This is a genomic window from Rhizobium sp. KNZ14-9A (assembly GCF_056755015.1).
This window is the reverse complement of sequence record NZ_JBPGXB010000004.1, coordinates 1586071-1604105: the sequence shown is the minus strand read 5'-3', so window position 1 is coordinate 1604105 and position 18035 is coordinate 1586071. Positions and strand designations below refer to the sequence as shown.

Genomic DNA, 18035 nt, shown 5'->3' with positions numbered 1-18035 from the left:
TTTTCGCGGCCAGCTTTTCCACCTGGCCGCGCAAGGGTGATTTCTTGTGTCGATCACCTCTTGGGCATGCTTACGGAGCGTTGGCTTTTATGCGCGCATCAGAGCAGATCATAGCTTGAAGATATTAGAGGTCGACTTTTCCGTTCTCTTCGCCGTCCCGGTATTGAGCCGAAAGCGCTGCAACCTTGATCAGGATAAGCCCAGGCGTGTGTACGCCCTCGGGAAACCATCGTTCCAGCCCCTTGGCCCAATGGTTCTCGAATTGTGAAATGTCCTCGATGAGAGAGGCGTCACCATCGATTGCATGAAGATCCCCGGCTTGCCGAGCAGGTGCGGGGGCGCCGTAAAGGTCAGCAGCACTGCGCTGTCTTTCCTAATCTCCAATATTTTGCGGGTGTCCGCATAGGAGAAAAACCAGGAATCACCGTCATATTCGACGTCGCCATTGTTGCTCATCGGGCGAGTGTTCATCCGTTTCGAGGTTCCGCGTGTCGAAAACATGCAGAAATCCAGCTTCTTCAAGTGCCTGGATAGCTCTTCTTTTGACATTGATGTCATCAGGCGTCCTCCAATCAGATGGAAACAACGGGCGATGACCGAAGTTCCATAGACGCGCGACCTGCATGACGATCAGTTGCCTATCAGTCCACAATATCAATTGCGGAGTTGCACCTTTAGGCGTGATCGCGCGTTCATCGTTATGCCGAACGAAGGCAGAGAGGCGATGCGCATGAATTTTCAAGTCAGCCTGAGATCAACAGCGATCCTGTCGCTCGCTACATTTGCCGGCATCCTGCTTGCGATGCGCCGTTTCGACATCAGTCCGGAGGCGGCCACGCGGGCTGATGTGTCAACAGGCGGCGACAGTCATGGGCGGCAGGCCTCGGTCCCGGAATCCATTCCAAGGAAAGGGTTAAAAGACGTATTCTGGCGTGTCGTGCATGAGGTGTTAGAGGACAGGGTGATGCTGATCGCCGCCGGGGTGACTTTCTACCTTCTGCTTGCGATGTTCCCGGCACTTGCGGCATTGGTTTCCCTTTACGGTCTTTTCGCAAATCCTCTCACCATGTCGGAACATCTGGACGAACTGGCAGCGGTGCTGCCGCCAGGCGCCTTCGAGCTCGTTTCGGAACAGATCCGTTCTCTCGTGGAGCGACGCGACAGTGCGCTCGGCATAGCTTTTTTCATCGGACTGGCTATCGCTTTGTGGAGCACACATAGCGGCACGCTTGCGCTCTTCGATGCCATGAACGTGGCCTATGGAGAGGGGGAGAAACGCAGCCTGGTCCGCCTGAACCTGATCGCGCTCTGTTTCACGGTCTGCGCCATCATCACCGCGATCATTCTCATCGGACTGGTAGCCGTGATGCCCGTGGTGCTGTCTTTCCTCTGGCTTGATCGCTTCCAGGAGCAGATGGCGCTCGTTCTCAGATGGCCGCTATTCCTGGCCGTGGTCGTTGCCGCCGTCATGGCCATCTATCGGTTCGGTCCCAGCCGTGAGCCGGCTCGTCTGAGGTGGATGACATGGGGTGCTCTGGTGACGACATTTGTCTGGTTTCTCATGTCGCTCGGCTTGTCTGTCTACCTCGACCGGTTCGCGAACTACAACGCGACTTACGGAACGCTCGGCGCGTTGATCGGCTTCCTTGTCTGGATTTGGCTTTCGGTCGCGATCCTGATCGTCGGGGCAGAACTGAATGCCGAACTTGAACACCAGACCGCAAAAGATACGACGACGGGAAAACCGAGGGTGATGGGTATGCGCGGCGCCTATGTTGCCGACACGCTGGGTGAAATAGCGGATTGATCCAGGGATTTATTGAGCGGTGACCGTCCCGACGGAAGCCGGCTGCGGCAGAAAACCAGAATCGCTAAATCCTTGGATCGCTTCGTTCAATCGGGCTGCACGGGCCGGATCGTATCCACCGCAATCTCACCCTCAAGCACACCTCGCATAACATCGGTTCGATTCCGATCAATCTCGACAACCGTGTAAAGCTTGTCGTCACGAAATGAACTGGCATTTGTCGTGGTGACATCGTCGGCAGGTGCCGCATCAACCTCCATGAAGTCAAGTTCGCGCCCGGCCGCAATGATCCGTGCGTCACCTGCCGTTCTCGCTGCGACTACCACCACGCCATGGCCCGGCGAATTCACCCATCTCGGATCATCTGCTGTTGCGATCGGTTCAAGCCGATAGATGCCGAGAGGCTCTCCGGTAGGGTGCGTTGAACTTTCCGCCGCAGCGTCTTCCATTTGCGCCCTGCTCTCGACCGATCGCCCGAACGTGTTCGGATTTGTCGCGTTGTTGATCTCGTCCGTTCCTGTTCGTGACACGTTAGACATGTCGTCCTCCATTTGCTGCGAACATAACGATGGCGAGATCCGACTGTTCCGTTGTTTGCTAAAAGGAAATTGTACTGACGCGACTTTCTTATGTCGGATCATGCTTGAGCGCGGGCGAGCCAATCCGAAAGGTCAACAGCCCGTCACAGGATTATCCGGTCGTGTGGATTGTTCCAGGAGATTCTCATCTCGCCGGCGGAAGACATGGGGGCTCTGTCGGCGCCGAAGCCGGAACGGCCTGTTACGAGACGTATTTGTTGCTGTTTGGCTTGCCGATGAGGCGTTCGATTCAAGCGAGTATGGGATGGCCGCAGATACGCAACGCGCAGCCATCCCATTTGAGCAAGCGCCCCCTCGTTGACGCTTGCAACCGGCCCCCGCCAATCGCAGAATGTTAGCAATATCTAAAGCAGCCCCGCTAGTGCGCGAATGCAACACATCATGAAAGGTTTCTGATGAATGACCGCTCGCGGACGCTGCTTATCGTCCGGGAGCAATGAGCGAGCATGAATGCGACCCGACCCCGCGCGCGCTTGCGTGACGACATGCCATGACGAAGGGTTGCCGGTCAGGACGCGAAAAAACGCGCCTTGACCAGTTCGTGATCGGAGATTGCTACGCCGTCGCCATCGACAGCCGGAACGGTTGCGGCGTCGCTTACCGCAAGGCCGCGGGCAAATAGCCAGTCGAGGCGTGCAAAGGGTGGCTGAGGCGTTCCGTCCGGGCGCGTGCGCTGCGAGAGAGCGAAGTCATTGGCCGTTTCCCAGTGATAGCCTGCCTCGGCAAGCAGGCCGAACAGCGGCTCGTGCGCTTCCGGTTGGTGCGTTCCGGCGGGAAGGACATTGGTATTGAAGTCGCCGCCTATCACGACAGGCAGATCGCCGGCGAGCTTTTCTACCACCGCGATCAGCCGGCTTGTCTGCCTGGCGCGATCCTCTGCATCGGTCTTGCTTTCCAGATGCACGCTGACGGCGAGGATTGGACCGACGGCGGTTTCGACCCTTGCTGCAATTGCCATGCGTCCGCCGATGCGGCCTTGACCATCCTTCGCATCCGTCCACCATGTGCCGCCATCATCGAGGCGGATGAGTGCGGCATCCGTGAGCGGCAGGCGGGAGAGCAGCGCATTGCCGTGGAAACCAACCGAATTCGTTTCGCCCTTGTGCCATTCGCGCTCGCGGGAATCCCCGAGGCCGAGCTCGATGAATTCCACGCCGAAGACATAAGACATGCCGAGATCGCGGGCGAGATCGGCAACGGTATGGCGGTTGCCGGCGCGTGCTGTGCCGAGATCTGCCTCGGTCAACAGCAGGATATCGGCGCCGCTCTGGCGAACGAGTTCGATGGAGGGCGCAGGATACTTTAGCCGTTCGGCATTCCATGCGGCGACGACGAGGTCGTTGCCTGCATGAGTGCCGCTCTCGATATGGACCACTTCGATCGTCGAGAGGGCCGGCTGCGTTGCCGCCAGCCGGTCATGTTCGGCCTGCGTCAGCTGTGCAGCCCGTGCCTCGGCGAAGAAGGCGGTTGACGGTGCGACAAGCGTCTCCACGGCGACCGCAACGAGGTTGCGGTCGCCGGCGGCGAGATCGGAAAAGCTGTTCATCGCTGCCAGGCTCAGGCGTCGACGGTCTTTGCGCCGGTGCGAGCCGGGGCGACGAGACCTGCGCCGGTGTCGGCCGAATAGAGATGGATCGAATCCTGATCGATCGCGATGCCGATCCGGTCGCCGGTCTTCAGCGAGACCGAACCGGTCATGGCGACGGCGAAGGGTAGGCCATCGAAATCGGCATGCACGACGCGGCTTGCGCCCAGTTCTTCGATGAAGTCGGCGGTCGCAACAAGCGCACCCGGTGCATCCGGAGAGACGAGGCGGGCAGCTTCGGCGCGTACGCCGAGAACGACACGCTGGCCGGCGAGCTGCTTGCCACGCTCGGCCGGAAGGGCGACGGTACGGCCTTCATCATAGATGAAGGTGCCGTTTTCGTTGACGCGGCCTTCCAGCAAGTTCATCGCCGGTGTACCGACGAAACCGGCTACGAAACGGCTTGCGGGAAAGTGATAGACCTCTTCCGGCGTGCCGACTTGTTCGACATATCCGGAGTTCATGACGATGATGCGGTCGGCAAGCGTCATGGCCTCGTTCTGGTCGTGCGTGACGAAGATCGACGTGGCGCCGAGGCGGCGATGCAGGCGGCGGATTTCCGCACGCATGGCGATACGCAGCTTGGCGTCGAGGTTCGACAGCGGTTCGTCGAAAAGGAAGACCTTCGGTTCGCGGATCATGGCGCGGCCCATGGCGACGCGCTGGCGCTGACCGCCCGAGAGAGCGGCTGGGCGGCGTTCCAGGAAGGGCTCGAGGCTGAGCGCCTTGGCGACATCGGCGATGCGGCGGTCCCGCTCGGCTTTCGGCACGCCAGCGACCTTCAGCGCATAGCCGATATTCTCGGCAACGCTCATATGCGGATAGAGTGCGTAGTTCTGGAAGACCATGGCGCAGCCGCGTTCACGCGGCTCGAGCTGGTTGACCACGCGGCCGTCGATCGCAATTTCGCCCCCGGTGATTTCTTCCAGGCCGGCGACCATGCGCAACAGCGTGGACTTGCCGCAGCCGGACGGGCCGAGGATGACGATGAATTCGCCCGACTGGATTTCGAGATCGACGCCATGAACGACGGCGTTCTTGCCATAGCTCTTTTTCACGCCACGGATGGAGATCGGTGCCAAGGGTCTGTTCCTTTCACTTCTCGGTGGAGATAAGGCCGCGCACGAACCAACGCTGCATCAGGATGACGAGGATCAGTGGTGGCGACATGATGATCAATGTTCCGGCCATTGCGACGTTCCAGTCAGGCAGGCCGAATTCGGAGGGGATGAGTGTCTTGAGCTGAGTGACGGCGATGCCGAACTTCGGATCGGTCGTGATCAGCAGCGGCCAGAGATACTGGTTCCAGGCCCAGACGAACATGATAGTGAAAAGTGCAATCATGTTCGGGCGCGACAGAGGCAACAGCACGTCCCAGAAGAATCGAACCGCACCTGAGCCATCCATCTTCGATGCTTCGGCAAGCTCATCGGGAACCGTCAGGTAGAATTGGCGGTAGAGGAAGGTACCGGTCGCGGTGGCGACCATCGGCAGCACGAGACCCGGATAGGAGTTCAGAAGACCCCATTCAAGCTTGATCTGGATGCCGGTGACCTGGGCGACAAGCCAGCTGATGCCGGTGGCATCAAGGATCGCCTGGAAGGGCTGAAGCGCATTGGCGGCGATCGAATAGGTCGGCACGATGCGCACTTCCAGCGGCAGCATCAGCGTGATGAAGATGATCCAGAAGATCAGATAGCGGCCGCGGAAGCGGAAATAGACGATCGAGAAGGCGGCCATGGCCGAGAGGATGACCTTGCCGGCGCCGACCGTGGCAGCGAAGATGATGCTGTGAAACAGCTTGTTGCCGAGATCGGCGCGAACCCAGGCAGTCTGCACGTTCTCCCAGAAATGGCTGCTCGGGACCAGCGGCAGCGGCACGCGGTTGACGGTCTCGAGATCAAGCGTCGATGCGACGATGACGATCAGGAAAGGCAGAAGTGCGATCACCAGGCCGAGTGCGAGCAGGGTGTAGCAGACGAAATTGAATATTGGCGTGCGTTCGATCATGTTTGCGACCTCACTTGTAGTGCACGCGCCGCTCGATGAAGCGGAACTGGAAAATGGTGAGCAGGATGACGAGCCCCATCAGGATCATGGATTGTGCTGCAGCGCCGGAATAATCGAGGCCCCTGAAGCCGTCGAAATAGATCTTGTAGACCATGAGATCCGTGGCGCGCGCCGGACCGCCCTGGGTCATGACGTCGACGATACCGAAGGAATCCTGGAAGCTTTCGGTGATGTTGATGACGAGCAGGAAGAACAGCGTCGGCGTAAGCAGCGGCAACTGGATGTCCAGCATGCGGCGCAGCGGCCCCGAGCCGTCCATGGCGGCCGCCTCGATCAGCGAGCGTGGAATGCCCTGCAACGCCGAGAGGAAGAAGATAAAGTTGTAGCCGATATATTTCCAGGAAAAGGCGATGATCACGGCGATCATGGCATCCTTGCCGTCGAGCGCCGGGTTCCAGAGGCCAGGCCAGACGTGGTTGATGACCGACAGAAGACCAGCCTCCGGTGCCAGGATGAAGCGGAAGGCAAGACCGAGAGCGGGAGCAGCAATCGCATAGGGCCAGATGAAGACCGACCGGTAGATTTTATGGCCACGCAGTTCACGATCCGTCAGAAGCGCCAGGATGAGCGCCAGCCCCATGGCGATAACAGTCGAACTGAAGCCGAAGATCATGCTGCGGGTGACGGAGTCCCAATAGATCGGGTCGCTCAGCAGCAGTTTGAAATTGTCGAAACCGACCCAGGCATTGCCGCCGCCCCATGGCTGCTCGAGCGTGAACGCCCAATACAGCGCCTGCGCGCTTGGCCAGTAGAAGAAGACGAAGATCAGCAGCAGCATCGGAAATGCGAAGAGAAGGCCGATCGTCGTCGAGGAGAAAGTGACGCGCTTTTCCATGAGTGGTCGTTTTCGTCCTGGTTTGGTTCTGGCGCGGGCGGCGATGTCGCTCCCGCAGCCGGTAGGGGAATGTGCAAAGACGCACCCGGCACGCCAAAGCGGTCCGGGTGCGGCTCACATTAGTCGATTAGGGAAGCTGAACGCCCTTGTAGGTCTGCTGGAAGCGACGCAGGAGCTGGTTGCCGCGATCGGCAGCAGTGTCGAGCGAAGCCTGGACATCGGCATTGTTGACGAAGATTGCCTGCAGGCCGTTAGCGATTTCGGTGCGGACCTGGAGCAGGCCACCGAGACGGATGCCCTTTGCAGAGGTGTCGCCAGCCGGGGAAGCGGTCAGGCTCTGAATGGCGAGTTCGCGACCGGCATAGGGAGCCTTGTCGTAGAAGCCCTGCTTCTTCAGGTATTCGAAGCCGGAATTACGAACCGGGATGTAGCCGGTAACGGTTGACCAGGTGAGAGCTTCTTCCGGCTTTGCGATGAAGTTGAAGAAGGCAGCAGCAGCCTTGTATTCGGCGTCCGAATGACCCTTCAGAACCCAGAGCGAAGCGCCGCCGACGTAGGAGCTGTGACGGGTCGCATCGCCATAGGTCGGGAGCATCGAAACGCCCCAGTTCATGCCCTGCTTGGCGGTACGGCCGACGTTGCCGTGGTCGCCAACCGAGGTCAAGATGACCTGGCAATCGCCAGCAGCGAAGGCTTCAACGAAGGTCTGGCCGACAGCCTTGTTCTTGATGACGGCGAGCTTATTGTCGTACCAGGACTTCAGGTCCTTGACGTAGCTGACGAGCATCGGGTTCTTGTTGAACACCAGCTCGGCGTCGAGGCCTTCAAAGCCGTTCTTCTTCGTAGCGATCGCTTCGCCGTTGACGGCTTCGAACTGCTCAATGTACTGCCAGACTTCGTTGTTGGAAATGTCGAAGCCGAGCGGGCAAGCATAGCCTGCGTCCTTGAGAGCCTTGAAGTCTTCGCCTGCTTCCTTCCAGGTTGCCGGAGCATGGTCCTTGCCGATCTTGGCAAAGGCGTCCTTGTTCCAATAGAGCAGAGCCGTCGAGGAGTTGAAGGGGAAGGAGTACATCTCGCCCTTCGACGTTGCGTAGTAGCCGGCGATACCGGAGAAATAGTCCTTCCAGTCAACATTGTAGCCCATGTCGCTCATGAGCTTGTTGGCCGGGTAGTAGGCGCCCGAAAGCATGATGTCGAGCGTGCCGGCATCCGAAACCTGAGCGATCGTCGGCTGCTTACCGGCGCGGAAAGCGGCGATCGTATTCTGCAGCGAGGCGTCGTAGGAGCCCTGGCTGGTGCAGACGACTTCGTAGTCGCCCTGGGACTGGTTGAAACGGTCGCACTGTTCCTGAACGCGCTTTGCGATGTCGCCCGAGTTACCGAACCAGAAATCAATCTTGGTCTTTTCGGCGGCGGCGGCAGGACCAGCAGCAAGGAAGGCTGTAGCGAGAAGGGCGCCTACGGCGCCGAGAAGCTTGGCTTGCATGAGAACCCTCGAAAAATAGGACACGCCCCCTCTTGAGCGCACGCCCTATTAACTGGTTCAATTTGCGGTAACCAATGAAGTTTATATGACATGAATAGAGTAGAAAGTTTCTGTCACAAAATATTCATGTGCAAATTTTGTGAACTTTTCATCTGACATTGATGCCTTAGGTTCCCGCTGTCCACTGATGTGATCGCCTATATTCCATTTATGTATGAAATATAGCTCGAACGATGAAAGCTACCGTGCCTATTCAATTCTATTAATAGCCATTATTATTAGGCCGATTTCAAAAATCTCTCGAATGCTCGACCGGAAACAACCTACTGTCAGGAGATTTCGACCTCGGAAATAGCTTTGCACAGCTGTGCGTTGAGCTGCAAAAATACGACATAAGATATTCATTTTGCGACATTTTGATCATTTTGCCTATTTCTTGGGCGCTTCCGGTGTCGGTGAACCGCGTATCCAAGTTCCTCCGCCTGCCAGTTTCTCGCTGCCGTCTGACTGGGCCAGAGGCCAGTCATCCTTCATGCGCCAGTTTTCCGGCCTCCAGAATGCGTTTTGCGAGTTTCAGATGCGGCAGATCGAGCATGCGCCCGTCGATCTGGATGACGCCGGTGTCCGGTGAAGCGGCGAAGGCGGTCACGACCTTTTCTGCCCAGGCGATCTCCGCCGCGTCCGGTGTAAAGGCGCGGTTGATCGGTTCGACCTGGCCCGGATGGATCGCCATCATCCCCAAGAAACCATCGCGTCGGGCGCGAGCAGCATAGGCTGCGAGACCGTCGAGATCGCGGAAGTCGGGATAGACGGTCTCGATGGCAGGAACCGCGGCGGCGTGCGCGCCAAACAGCACCAGGGATCGGGCCAGCTCATAGGGGGCGGTATAACGTCCGTCTGCCTCACGGGCGGTCGCAGCGCCGATCGTGGCAGGAAGATCTTCCGCGCCCCAGGTCAGCCCGAAGAGATGAGAGGCGACATCTCTGTAGCTGCCGATCTCAAAGATGGCGGCCGGTGTCTCCGTCGCGATCGGCAGGATAGGGACAGCGGATGACAGGCGGCCTGCGAGCTGGCGTACCGAAGCTGCGCCTTCGGACTTCGGCAACATGATCGCGAAGGGATTGATATCGCCGAGCGCAACGAGATCGTCTTCACAGGCTGACGTAGTGAGGGGATTGATGCGAATAATAAGCGTCGCATCAGTTGCGCGGCGTGCGACAAAGTCGTGTACGGCGTCTCGCGCCAACGGCTTGTTCCGCGCGGAAACCGAATCTTCCAGATCGAGGATGACGGCATCGACGCCGCAGGCGAGAGCCTTGTCAAAACGCTCCGGCCTGTCGCCGGGCACGAACAGCAGCGAGCGCAGCCTCATGACGGCTTCACCTGCAGCATGGCCGTGCGCAGGCACTGGCAGACGATCTCGTTTCGCTGGTTCAGCGTGATATGCTTGAACGTGACGATCCCGGCATCGGGTCGCGAGTTGGAGCGCCTGAGCTCCGTCACTTCGGTTTCCACACGAAGCGTATCACCAATGAAAACCGGCTTCGGCATCGTCACCTTGTCGTAGCCGAGATTGGCGACCAGCGTGCCGAGTGTCGTGTCACCGACCGAGAGGCCTACGGTGAGCGCGAAGGTGAAGGTGCCGTTGACCACGATGCGGCCGAATTCCGTACCCGCCGCATAATCGGCGTCGAGATGCAGTGGTTGCGGATTATGGGAGAGCGTCGTGAAGAGCAGGTTGTCGGTTTCCGTGACCGTGCGGCGGATCTCGTGGGCAACCCGGTCGCCGACCGTCCATTCGTCGAAGTAGCGGCCGGCCATCAGTGCTCTTCCTTCATGACGTTGACGACGAGCTGGTTTTCCGAGACCCGGGCGCCCACGGAGACTGGCAGCTTGCCGACCAGGCCGTCAAAGGGTGCGCGCAGCGTATGTTCCATCTTCATCGCCTCAACCGTCAGCAGCCTGTCGCCTTTGACAACGTGATCGCCCTCCGCGACATCGACGGAAATGACGAGGCCCGGCATTGGCGAAAGGATTGCGCCATCGCCGGCGCCCTGATGCGCTTCGACTTCACTGGCGACGGGAAGGCCGATCGGCCAGGCATTGCCGCCATCGAAGAGAACCGTCATATCGCCGGACTTGATGGCATTGGTGTCGAGACCGGAGCGGACATGCCCCCAATAGAGATGGTCGCCGATGCGAACACGCGCGCGGCTATCGCTTGCTCCCGATATGCGCAGGCCGGCGAGGGCCGACCAGGGATCGGTCCCTTCTTTTGCTGCCAAGGCCGTCGCCGCCCTGTCGATAGTCGTCTCGTCGGGCTCCTTCGGCAGCAAGGTCTCTGCGTGACGGTCGAGAAAGCCCGTATCGATCTTTGCCACGCGGAAATCCGCGTCGGCGGCAATGCGGGCGAGCAGGCCGGCATTGGATTTCACCGGCCAGACTTCGATGCTTTCGCAGGCCCTGGTGAGCCTGGCGAGGGCTGCGTCGCGATTTGGGCCGTGAGCGATGATCTTGGCGATCATCGGATCGTAGAAGGCGGTGATCTCGTTGCCTTCCTCGACGCCGCTGTCGACCCGGACATTTTGGGGCAAGCGCAGATGATCCAGGCGGCCGATCGAGGGCAGGTAGCCGGCAGCAGGGTTTTCGGCGTAAAGGCGAGCCTCGAAAGCCCAGCCGTTCATGAGGATATCGTCTTGCTCCTTCGGCAGCGGCTCGCCGGCGGCGACCTTCAATTGCCAGAGTACCAGATCCTCACCGGTGATGGCTTCGGTGACAGGGTGTTCCACCTGCAGCCTCGTGTTCATCTCCATGAACCAGATACGGTCCGGGCGCAGGCCCTCCGAGGCATCGGCAATGAATTCGATGGTGCCTGCCCCGATATAGTCCACCGCCTTCGCAGCCCTGACCGCCGCCTCACAGATTGAGGCGCGGGTGGCGGCGTCGAGGCCGGGAGCGGGGGCCTCCTCGATCACCTTCTGGTGCCGGCGCTGCAGCGAGCAGTCGCGTTCGAAGAGGTGGACGCAATTGCCGAAACGGTCGGCGAAGACCTGCACCTCGATATGGCGCGGATTGGCGATATAGCGCTCGATCAGCACGCGGTCGTCGCCGAAGGACGAGGCCGCCTCGCGGCGGCAGGAGGCGAGCAGTTCGGCAAAGTCTTGCCTCTGATCGACGCGGCGCATACCCTTGCCACCGCCGCCGGCGACAGCTTTGATGAGCACGGGATAGCCCGTCGCATCCGCCTCCGCAGCAAGCCTTTCTCCGCTCTGATCCGCTCCCATATAGCCAGGTGTGACCGGCACGCCGGCGGCCTGCATCATCTGCTTAGCAGCATCCTTCAGCCCCATGGCACGGATCGCGGCAGGTGGCGCACCAACCCAGATAATGCCGGCATTCTCGACGGCTTCGGCAAACTCGGCATTTTCCGACAGGAAGCCGTAACCGGGATGGATTGCGGCCGCACTCGTCCTGTGGGCGACCTCCAGAATACACTTCTGTGAAAGATAGCTCTCGCGAGCAGGCGCTGGGCCGATGGCAAGAGCCTCGTCTGCCTCTGCCACGAAGGGCAGGCCGGCATCGGCCTCTGAATAAACAGCAATGGTGCGGATGCCGAGGGCTTTCGCCGTGCGGATAATCCGACGAGCGATTTCACCCCTGTTGGCTATGAGCAAGCTTTCCATCATCGCGCCACCTCACATCCGGAAGACGCCGAAGCGCGGCCCTTTGGGGATCGGCCCGTTCAGGCAGGCGGAAAAGGCAAGGCCCAGCACATCGCGCGTCTGGCGCGGATCGATGATGCCGTCGTCCCAGAGGCGTGCGGTGGCGTAGTAGGGATTGCCCTCGGCCTCGTAACCGGCGCGGATCGGCGCCTTGAAAGCTTCTTCATCTTCCACCGGCCAGCTTTCGCCGCGCGCCTCCATCGCATCACGGCGGATGGTGGCAAGCACGGAGGCCGCCTGCTCGCCGCCCATCACGCTGATACGGCTATTCGGCCACGTGAAGAGAAAACGTGGGCGATAGGCGCGGCCGCACATGCCGTAATTGCCGGCGCCGAAACTGCCGCCGATGATGACGGTGACCTTGGGTACGGTGGCAGTCGCGACCGCGGTGACAAGTTTTGCCCCGTCCTTGGCGATGCCGCCTGCCTCATAACGGCCGCCGACCATGAAGCCCGATATGTTCTGCAGAAACAGCAGTGGCACGCGGCGCTGGCAGGCAAGCTCGATGAAATGCGCGCCCTTCAGCGCGCTTTCGGAAAACAGCACGCCGTTATTGGCGATGATGGCGACCGGCATGCCCCAGATACGGGCAAAACCGCAGACCAGTGTCGCGCCATAGAGCGGCTTGAATTCATGCAGTTCGGAACCATCGACGATGCGGCCGATGACCTCGCGAACGTCATAAGGCGAGCGCACATCCTCCGGGATGATACCGCCCAGATCTTCCGGATCGAGTTTTGGCGGACGTGGTGCTTGAATGTCGATGTCGACTGATTTCACGCTGTTGAGGCTGGCGACGATATCGCGCACGAGAAGCAGCGCATGCTCGTCATTTTCGACGACGTGATCGACGACGCCGGAGCGGCGGCCATGGGTTTCGGCGCCGCCGAGCTCTTCGGCCGAGATGATCTCGCCCGTCGCGGCCTTCACCAGCGGCGGGCCGGCAAGGAAGATCGTACCCTGATTGCGAACGATGACTGTCTCGTCGGACATGGCAGGCACATAGGCGCCGCCCGCCGTGCAGCTTCCCATGACGCAGGCAATCTGCGGAATGCCTTCGGCCGACATCTGTGCCTGATTGTAGAAGATCGCCCCGAAATGATCGCGGTCGGGAAAGACCTCGGCCTGATGCGGGAGATTGGCGCCGCCGCTGTCGACAAGGTAGAGGCACGGCAGCCGGTTCTGCATGGCGATCTCCTGCGCCCGCAGATGTTTCTTCACCGTGACAGGGAAATAAGCACCACCCTTCACCGTCGCATCATTGGCGACGATCATCACCTCGCGGCCGGAAACGCGGCCTATGCCGGTAATGATGCCGGCACCCGGCGCCTCGTCATTATACATGCCGTTCGCCGCCAGCGTGCCGATCTCCAGGAAGGGGCTGCCGGCATCGAGCAGCAACTGGATGCGGTCGCGCGGCAGGAGCTTGCCCTTGCCGGTGTGGCGCTCGCACGCTGCCTGTGAGCCGCCTCCACGGGTCTTCGCTGAGCGGTCGTAGAGCTCGTCGATCAGTCCTTTATTATTGATTGTGTTGGTCTTGAAGGTCTCGCTGCCGCGATCGATGTCAGAGGAAATCACCGTCATGATGCGATGAGCTCCCGGCCGATCAGATAGCGGCGAATCTCGTTGGTTCCGGCGCCGATATCGTAAAGCTTGGCATCGCGCAGGAAACGTTCGACCGGCCACTCCTTGGTATATCCGGCACCGCCGAGCGCCTGGATCGCCTCCAGCGACACTTTCACGGCATTCTCGCTGGCAAAGAGGATCGCGGCCGCCGCATCCGTGCGGGTCGTGCGGCCACCATCGCAGGCGCGGGCGACAGAATAGACGTAGGCGCGCGATGAATTCAGCGCGACATACATATCGGCAATCTTGCCCTGCATCAGCTGGAAGTCGCCGATCGCCTTGCCGAACTGCTTGCGCTCCCGCACATAGGGCAGCACCACATCGAGGCAGGCCTGCATGATGCCAAGCGGACCGGCAGCGAGCACTGCACGCTCATAATCGAGGCCGGACATCAGGATCTTCACGCCGTCGCCTTCCCGGCCCATCAGTGCTTCTGCCGGCACCTCGCAATCCTGAAAGACCAATTCCGCCGTATCGCTGCCGCGCATGCCGAGCTTGGAAAGCTTTTTTGAAACGCTGAAACCGGACATCCCTTTTTCGATGATGAAAGCCGAAATACCTTTCGGTCCCGCGGCCGGATCGGTCTTTGCGTAGACGACGAGCACATCGGCATGCGGCGCATTGGTGATCCAGAACTTCGTCCCGTTAAGGAGGTAGCGATCACCCCTGCGTTCCGCCTTGAGCCGCATGGAAACGACATCCGAGCCGGAGCCGGCTTCGGACATGGCAAGCGAGCCGACATGTTCACCGGAAATCAGCTTTGGCAAATAGCGTTGCTTCTGCTCCGGTGTGGCCCAGCGGCGGATCTGGTTGACACAGAGATTGGAATGGGCGCCGTAGCTCAAGCCCACGGAAGCCGAAGCACGCGAGACTTCCTCCATGGCAACGACATGTTCGAGATAGCCGAGACCGGCACCGCCGAATTCTTCTTCCACCGTGATGCCGTGCAGACCAAGCGCGCCCATCTGCGGCCAGAGCTGACGTGGAAACGTATTGCTTTCGTCGATCTCCGTAGCGAGCGGAGCAATCGTATCGGCGGCAAATCGCGCCGTCGCGTCGCGGATCGCGTCCGCGGTTTCGCCCAGCGAAAAATCAAACATGGCATTCCTCCCGCTACAATATGTAGCGCGGGTTGCTGCCGCTTCAAAGCTCTCTCGAACGAAGCCTATTCCCACTGCGCCGATTTCGCTTCCTCGCGGCGGAAGGCATCGGGGCTCTTGCCCAGCCATTTCCTGAAGGCGCGAAAGAAGGCGCTGGGTTCGGAATAGCCGAGCTGCACGGCGATTTCGCCGATCGTCTTCGACGTGTTCAGTAGCATGTCGATGGCAAGGTCCCGGCGGATATCGTCCTTGATGCCGGCATAGCTCTGGCCCTCGTCATGCAGGCGATGGCGGAGCGTCGAGGATGGCAGGCGCATCTCGGCAGCGAGCGTCTGGAAGCTCGACCAGGTGGCGGGAGAGGTTTGCGAGAGACGACGGCGCACGCCAGCAGCAATGCCGGCATCATAGCGATAGCGCACGAGGATATTGGCGGGCGCGCCCTGCAGAAATTGCTTCAGTGCCTGTTCGCTGCGCGAAATAGGCAGATCGAGCAGAGCGCTGTCGAAACCGAGCCGGCTGATCGGTTGCGAGAAACGCACCGGCGCACCGAAAAAGAGCCGGTAGTCGGCGCCTTGGTTTGGCTCTTCGCATCGGAAATCGACAAGGCGGATCGGGATACGCCGACCGACAAGCCAGCAGATGATGCCATGCAGGATGATCCAGTAGGTGCGATAGGCGAAGGCCGAGCGCGGCTCGCCTGCGTCGCGAAGCTCAATCTGAGCCAGCCCGTCGCGGATAACGAGCGTACCACGCGGATCGTCCAGCACCACGTCGAGGAAACGCAAGGCCCGCCGCAGCGCGTGGCCGAGCGTGGGCGCGTGCAGCACGCAATGGCAGAGCAGGGTGAAGCTGCCGCTACGCATCGGTCGGGCGCCCATGCCGAAGAATTCGTCGTCGAGTTCGGCGGCGATCGCGAGCCACAATGCGCCATAGGCCTCAGCTGAAACCGGTTGATCGATCCGTTGCGGCAGGCCGAGCTTGGTCAGAAGAGACGCGGTCGGCTTCCCAAGGCGGCGCAGGCTGTCGAGCGCTTCCTCGACGAAGCCCGGTGCGATCATGCGTCGCTCGATTTCGGCCATCGCTGCTTCACTCCGACAAACAATATGGCAAAACTGGCCGAAATATTGGGGCAATTCTGTCATCGCTTGCAATAGGGCGAGGGAATAGAATTCTTGTTAAGGCGGACTCTGGAGGAGATGTCTGTCGGGCAGGGAGGAGAGATCCGTGCAAATCCGCGGCGCAGGTTTCATCGTTACCGGTGGCGGCTCAGGGCTCGGGGCGGCGACGGCACGCATGCTCGTCGAAGCCGGCGGGCGCGTGACGATCGCCGATCTCAGTCTCGATGCAGGCGAGGCGATCGCCCGTGAGTTGGGACAGGATACGCGCTTCATCAAGGCCGACGTGACCGATGAAGAGGACGGTGCGGCGGTGATTGCCGCGGCCGTGGATGCTTTCGGCCCGCTTCGCGGGCTTATCAACTGCGCCGGCGTAGCGCCGGCCGAGAAAGTTGTCGGCCGCGAGGGGCCGCACCGGCTGGAGAGCTTTGCCCGTACGATCGGCATCAATCTCATCGGTACCTTCAACATGATCCGGCTTGCCGCCGCCGCTATCGAGGCTGTGCAACCGGATGCGGAGGGCGAACGGGGCGTGATCGTCAATACGGCCTCGGCCGCCGCCTTCGACGGACAGATCGGTCAGGCAGCCTACGCCGCCTCCAAGGGCGGTGTCGCAGCGATGACGCTGCCGATCGCCCGCGAGCTTGCGCGTCACGGCATCCGCACCGTGTCGATTGCGCCCGGCATTTTCGAAACGCCGATGATGGCCGGCATGCCGGCGGAGGTGCGGGAAGCACTTGGCAAGAGCGTGCCTTTCCCGCCGCGTCTCGGGCATCCGGCGGAATTTGCCGCGCTGGTGCGTCATATCCTGGAAAACAGCATGCTGAACGGCGAGGTCATCCGCCTCGACGGCGCATTGCGTATGGGCGCGCGATAAGCGCCAGGCCCGAAGGAGGAAACATGGCCCTGCAGGATCCCATCGTCATCGTCGGTGCAGCCCGCACGCCGATCGGCAGTTTTCAGGGTGAACTCAAGGATGCTGCGGCCCCTGAGCTCGGTGCAGCCGCAATCCGCGCGGCCCTGCAGCGCAGTGGCGTCGAGGCGGATGCAATCGAGGAGGTCGTTTTCGGTTGTGTACTGCCTGCCGGACAGGGGCAGGCACCAGCTCGCCAGGCGGCGATCCATGCCGGCCTGCCCTTCGCGACAGGGGCAAGCACCGTCAACAAGATGTGCGGCTCCGGCATGAAGGCGGTCATGATGGCCCATGACCTGATTGCGGTGGGAAGCGCTTCCGTGGCGGTCGCTGGCGGCATGGAAAGCATGACCAATGCGCCCTATCTCCTTGATCGTGCCCGTGCCGGTTACAGGCTCGGCCATGGGCGGGTCGTGGATCATATGTTCCTCGACGGGCTGGAGGATGCATATGACAAGGGGCGCTTGATGGGCAGCTTCGCGGAGGATTGCGCCGAAGCCTATCAGTTCACACGTGAGGCGCAGGATGCCTATGCGGTCGCCTCGCTGACCCGGGCGCAGAAGGCGATTTCCGGAGGCTATTTTGACAGCGAAATCGTGCCCGTGACGGTGAAATCCGGCAAGGCCGAGCAGGTGGCAAGCCGTGACGAACAGCCGGGCAAGGCGAGGCCTGACAAGATCCCGACCCTGAAGCCGGCCTTTCGCGACGGCGGCACGGTGACTGCCGCCAATTCCAGTTCGATTTCCGATGGTGCGGCGGCGCTCGTTCTGATGCGCCGCTCGAAGGCGGATCGCAGCGGCCTGAGACCGCTTGCCACCATCCTCGGCCATGCCACGCATTCGCAGGCCCCCAATCTCTTCGCCACCGCGCCGATCGGCGCTTTGCAAAAGCTTTCGGATCGCACCGGTCTGCCGCTCTCCGAGGTCGATCTCTTCGAAATCAACGAGGCCTTTGCCGTCGTTGCCATGGCGGCGATGCGCGACCTCGACCTGCCGCATGAGAAGGTCAATGTACATGGTGGCGCTTGCGCGCTTGGCCATCCGATCGGTGCGTCCGGAGCCCGTATTCTGGTGACGCTTCTGTCGGCGCTGGAGCGTTACGACCTGAAGCGCGGCATGGCCGCACTTTGCATCGGCGGTGGCGAGGCAACCGCCGTCGCCATCGAGCGGCACTAGGG

At 60.7% G+C, this 18035-nt stretch carries 15 protein-coding genes and 1 pseudogene; 3 read left to right on the top strand and 13 right to left on the bottom strand.

The window, feature by feature from the left end:
- Positions 1-124: 124 nt before the first annotated feature.
- A pseudogene (locus ACR9ZQ_RS37745) lies at positions 125-558 on the bottom strand (pyridoxamine 5'-phosphate oxidase family protein).
- A gap of 172 nt (positions 559-730) precedes the next feature.
- On the opposite strand from ACR9ZQ_RS37745, the gene ACR9ZQ_RS37740 reads away from it, so the two are divergent.
- Positions 731-1807: a YihY/virulence factor BrkB family protein gene (locus ACR9ZQ_RS37740; RefSeq protein WP_439017461.1), complete on the top strand. Its 1077-nt coding sequence runs from the start codon at positions 731-733 to the stop codon at positions 1805-1807.
- Between the two features lie 86 nt (positions 1808-1893).
- On the opposite strand, the gene ACR9ZQ_RS37735 is transcribed toward ACR9ZQ_RS37740, so the two are convergent.
- From ACR9ZQ_RS37735 to ACR9ZQ_RS37680, 12 genes are all read right to left on the bottom strand, one after another.
- Positions 1894-2346 carry a hypothetical protein gene (locus tag ACR9ZQ_RS37735; RefSeq protein ID WP_481430991.1) on the bottom strand — a complete coding sequence of 151 codons (453 nt, stop codon included), beginning with the start codon at positions 2344-2346 and terminating at the stop codon, positions 1894-1896.
- Positions 2347-2914: 568 nt separating this feature from the next.
- Positions 2915-3952, bottom strand: a complete 1038-nt coding sequence (locus ACR9ZQ_RS37730; protein WP_481430390.1) for an endonuclease/exonuclease/phosphatase family protein — start codon at positions 3950-3952, stop codon at positions 2915-2917.
- Between the two features lie 11 nt (positions 3953-3963).
- Positions 3964-5073 carry a sn-glycerol-3-phosphate ABC transporter ATP-binding protein UgpC gene (gene ugpC, locus ACR9ZQ_RS37725; protein ID WP_310382296.1) on the bottom strand — a complete coding sequence of 370 codons (1110 nt, stop codon included), beginning with the start codon at positions 5071-5073 and terminating at the stop codon, positions 3964-3966.
- A gap of 13 nt (positions 5074-5086) precedes the next feature.
- Positions 5087-6001 carry an ABC transporter permease subunit gene (locus ACR9ZQ_RS37720; protein ID WP_481430389.1) on the bottom strand — a complete coding sequence of 305 codons (915 nt, stop codon included), beginning with the start codon at positions 5999-6001 and terminating at the stop codon, positions 5087-5089.
- Positions 6002-6011: 10 nt separating this feature from the next.
- Complete coding sequence (locus tag ACR9ZQ_RS37715) at positions 6012-6896, bottom strand: carbohydrate ABC transporter permease (protein WP_310382298.1); 885 nt, start codon at positions 6894-6896, stop codon at positions 6012-6014.
- A gap of 127 nt (positions 6897-7023) precedes the next feature.
- Complete coding sequence (locus tag ACR9ZQ_RS37710; RefSeq protein ID WP_310382299.1) at positions 7024-8382, bottom strand: extracellular solute-binding protein; 1359 nt, start codon at positions 8380-8382, stop codon at positions 7024-7026.
- Between the two features lie 523 nt (positions 8383-8905).
- Positions 8906-9754 carry an HpcH/HpaI aldolase/citrate lyase family protein gene (locus ACR9ZQ_RS37705; RefSeq protein WP_481430388.1) on the bottom strand — a complete coding sequence of 283 codons (849 nt, stop codon included), beginning with the start codon at positions 9752-9754 and terminating at the stop codon, positions 8906-8908.
- Positions 9751-10203: a MaoC family dehydratase gene (locus ACR9ZQ_RS37700; protein ID WP_113320683.1), complete on the bottom strand. Its 453-nt coding sequence runs from the start codon at positions 10201-10203 to the stop codon at positions 9751-9753. The genes ACR9ZQ_RS37705 and ACR9ZQ_RS37700 overlap by 4 nt, the downstream gene beginning before the upstream one ends.
- The gene (locus tag ACR9ZQ_RS37695; protein WP_481430387.1) at positions 10203-12068 is read right to left on the bottom strand and encodes an acetyl/propionyl/methylcrotonyl-CoA carboxylase subunit alpha; all 1866 of its coding nucleotides are present in this window, start codon (positions 12066-12068) and stop codon (positions 10203-10205) included. Before ACR9ZQ_RS37695 ends, ACR9ZQ_RS37700 begins: the two co-directional genes overlap by 1 nt.
- Before the next feature lie 9 nt (positions 12069-12077).
- A complete protein-coding gene (locus ACR9ZQ_RS37690) occupies positions 12078-13688 on the bottom strand; it encodes a carboxyl transferase domain-containing protein (protein ID WP_481430386.1) in 1611 nt (536 codons plus the stop codon).
- The gene (locus ACR9ZQ_RS37685) at positions 13685-14830 is read right to left on the bottom strand and encodes an isovaleryl-CoA dehydrogenase (RefSeq protein ID WP_481430385.1); all 1146 of its coding nucleotides are present in this window, start codon (positions 14828-14830) and stop codon (positions 13685-13687) included. The genes ACR9ZQ_RS37690 and ACR9ZQ_RS37685 overlap by 4 nt, the downstream gene beginning before the upstream one ends.
- A 65-nt stretch (positions 14831-14895) precedes the next feature.
- Positions 14896-15972 carry an AraC family transcriptional regulator gene (locus tag ACR9ZQ_RS37680; RefSeq protein ID WP_481430384.1) on the bottom strand — a complete coding sequence of 359 codons (1077 nt, stop codon included), beginning with the start codon at positions 15970-15972 and terminating at the stop codon, positions 14896-14898.
- An 82-nt stretch (positions 15973-16054) separates the two neighbouring features.
- On the opposite strand from ACR9ZQ_RS37680, the gene ACR9ZQ_RS37675 reads away from it, so the two are divergent.
- Together ACR9ZQ_RS37675 and ACR9ZQ_RS37670 are read left to right on the top strand one after the other, a co-directional pair.
- Positions 16055-16822: a 3-hydroxyacyl-CoA dehydrogenase gene (locus ACR9ZQ_RS37675; RefSeq protein ID WP_481430383.1), complete on the top strand. Its 768-nt coding sequence runs from the start codon at positions 16055-16057 to the stop codon at positions 16820-16822.
- A gap of 23 nt (positions 16823-16845) precedes the next feature.
- Positions 16846-18033, top strand: coding sequence for an acetyl-CoA C-acyltransferase (locus tag ACR9ZQ_RS37670; RefSeq protein WP_481430382.1), 1188 nt, complete (start codon positions 16846-16848; stop codon positions 18031-18033).
- Positions 18034-18035: the final 2 nt, after the last annotated feature.

Coding starts and splice junctions, on each gene's coding strand:
- ACR9ZQ_RS37740 (WP_439017461.1), top strand. CDS start 731: ATGAATTTTCAAGTCAGCCTGAGATCAACAGCGATCCTGTCGCTCGCT.
- ACR9ZQ_RS37735 (WP_481430991.1), bottom strand. CDS start 2,346: ATGTCTAACGTGTCACGAACAGGAACGGACGAGATCAACAACGCGACA.
- ACR9ZQ_RS37730 (WP_481430390.1), bottom strand. CDS start 3,952: ATGAACAGCTTTTCCGATCTCGCCGCCGGCGACCGCAACCTCGTTGCG.
- ACR9ZQ_RS37720 (WP_481430389.1), bottom strand. CDS start 6,001: ATGATCGAACGCACGCCAATATTCAATTTCGTCTGCTACACCCTGCTC.
- ACR9ZQ_RS37715 (WP_310382298.1), bottom strand. CDS start 6,896: ATGGAAAAGCGCGTCACTTTCTCCTCGACGACGATCGGCCTTCTCTTC.
- ACR9ZQ_RS37710 (WP_310382299.1), bottom strand. CDS start 8,382: ATGCAAGCCAAGCTTCTCGGCGCCGTAGGCGCCCTTCTCGCTACAGCC.
- ACR9ZQ_RS37705 (WP_481430388.1), bottom strand. CDS start 9,754: ATGAGGCTGCGCTCGCTGCTGTTCGTGCCCGGCGACAGGCCGGAGCGT.
- ACR9ZQ_RS37700 (WP_113320683.1), bottom strand. CDS start 10,203: ATGGCCGGCCGCTACTTCGACGAATGGACGGTCGGCGACCGGGTTGCC.
- ACR9ZQ_RS37695 (WP_481430387.1), bottom strand. CDS start 12,068: ATGATGGAAAGCTTGCTCATAGCCAACAGGGGTGAAATCGCTCGTCGG.
- ACR9ZQ_RS37690 (WP_481430386.1), bottom strand. CDS start 13,688: ATGACGGTGATTTCCTCTGACATCGATCGCGGCAGCGAGACCTTCAAG.
- ACR9ZQ_RS37685 (WP_481430385.1), bottom strand. CDS start 14,830: ATGTTTGATTTTTCGCTGGGCGAAACCGCGGACGCGATCCGCGACGCG.
- ACR9ZQ_RS37680 (WP_481430384.1), bottom strand. CDS start 15,972: ATGACAGAATTGCCCCAATATTTCGGCCAGTTTTGCCATATTGTTTGT.
- ACR9ZQ_RS37670 (WP_481430382.1), top strand. CDS start 16,846: ATGGCCCTGCAGGATCCCATCGTCATCGTCGGTGCAGCCCGCACGCCG.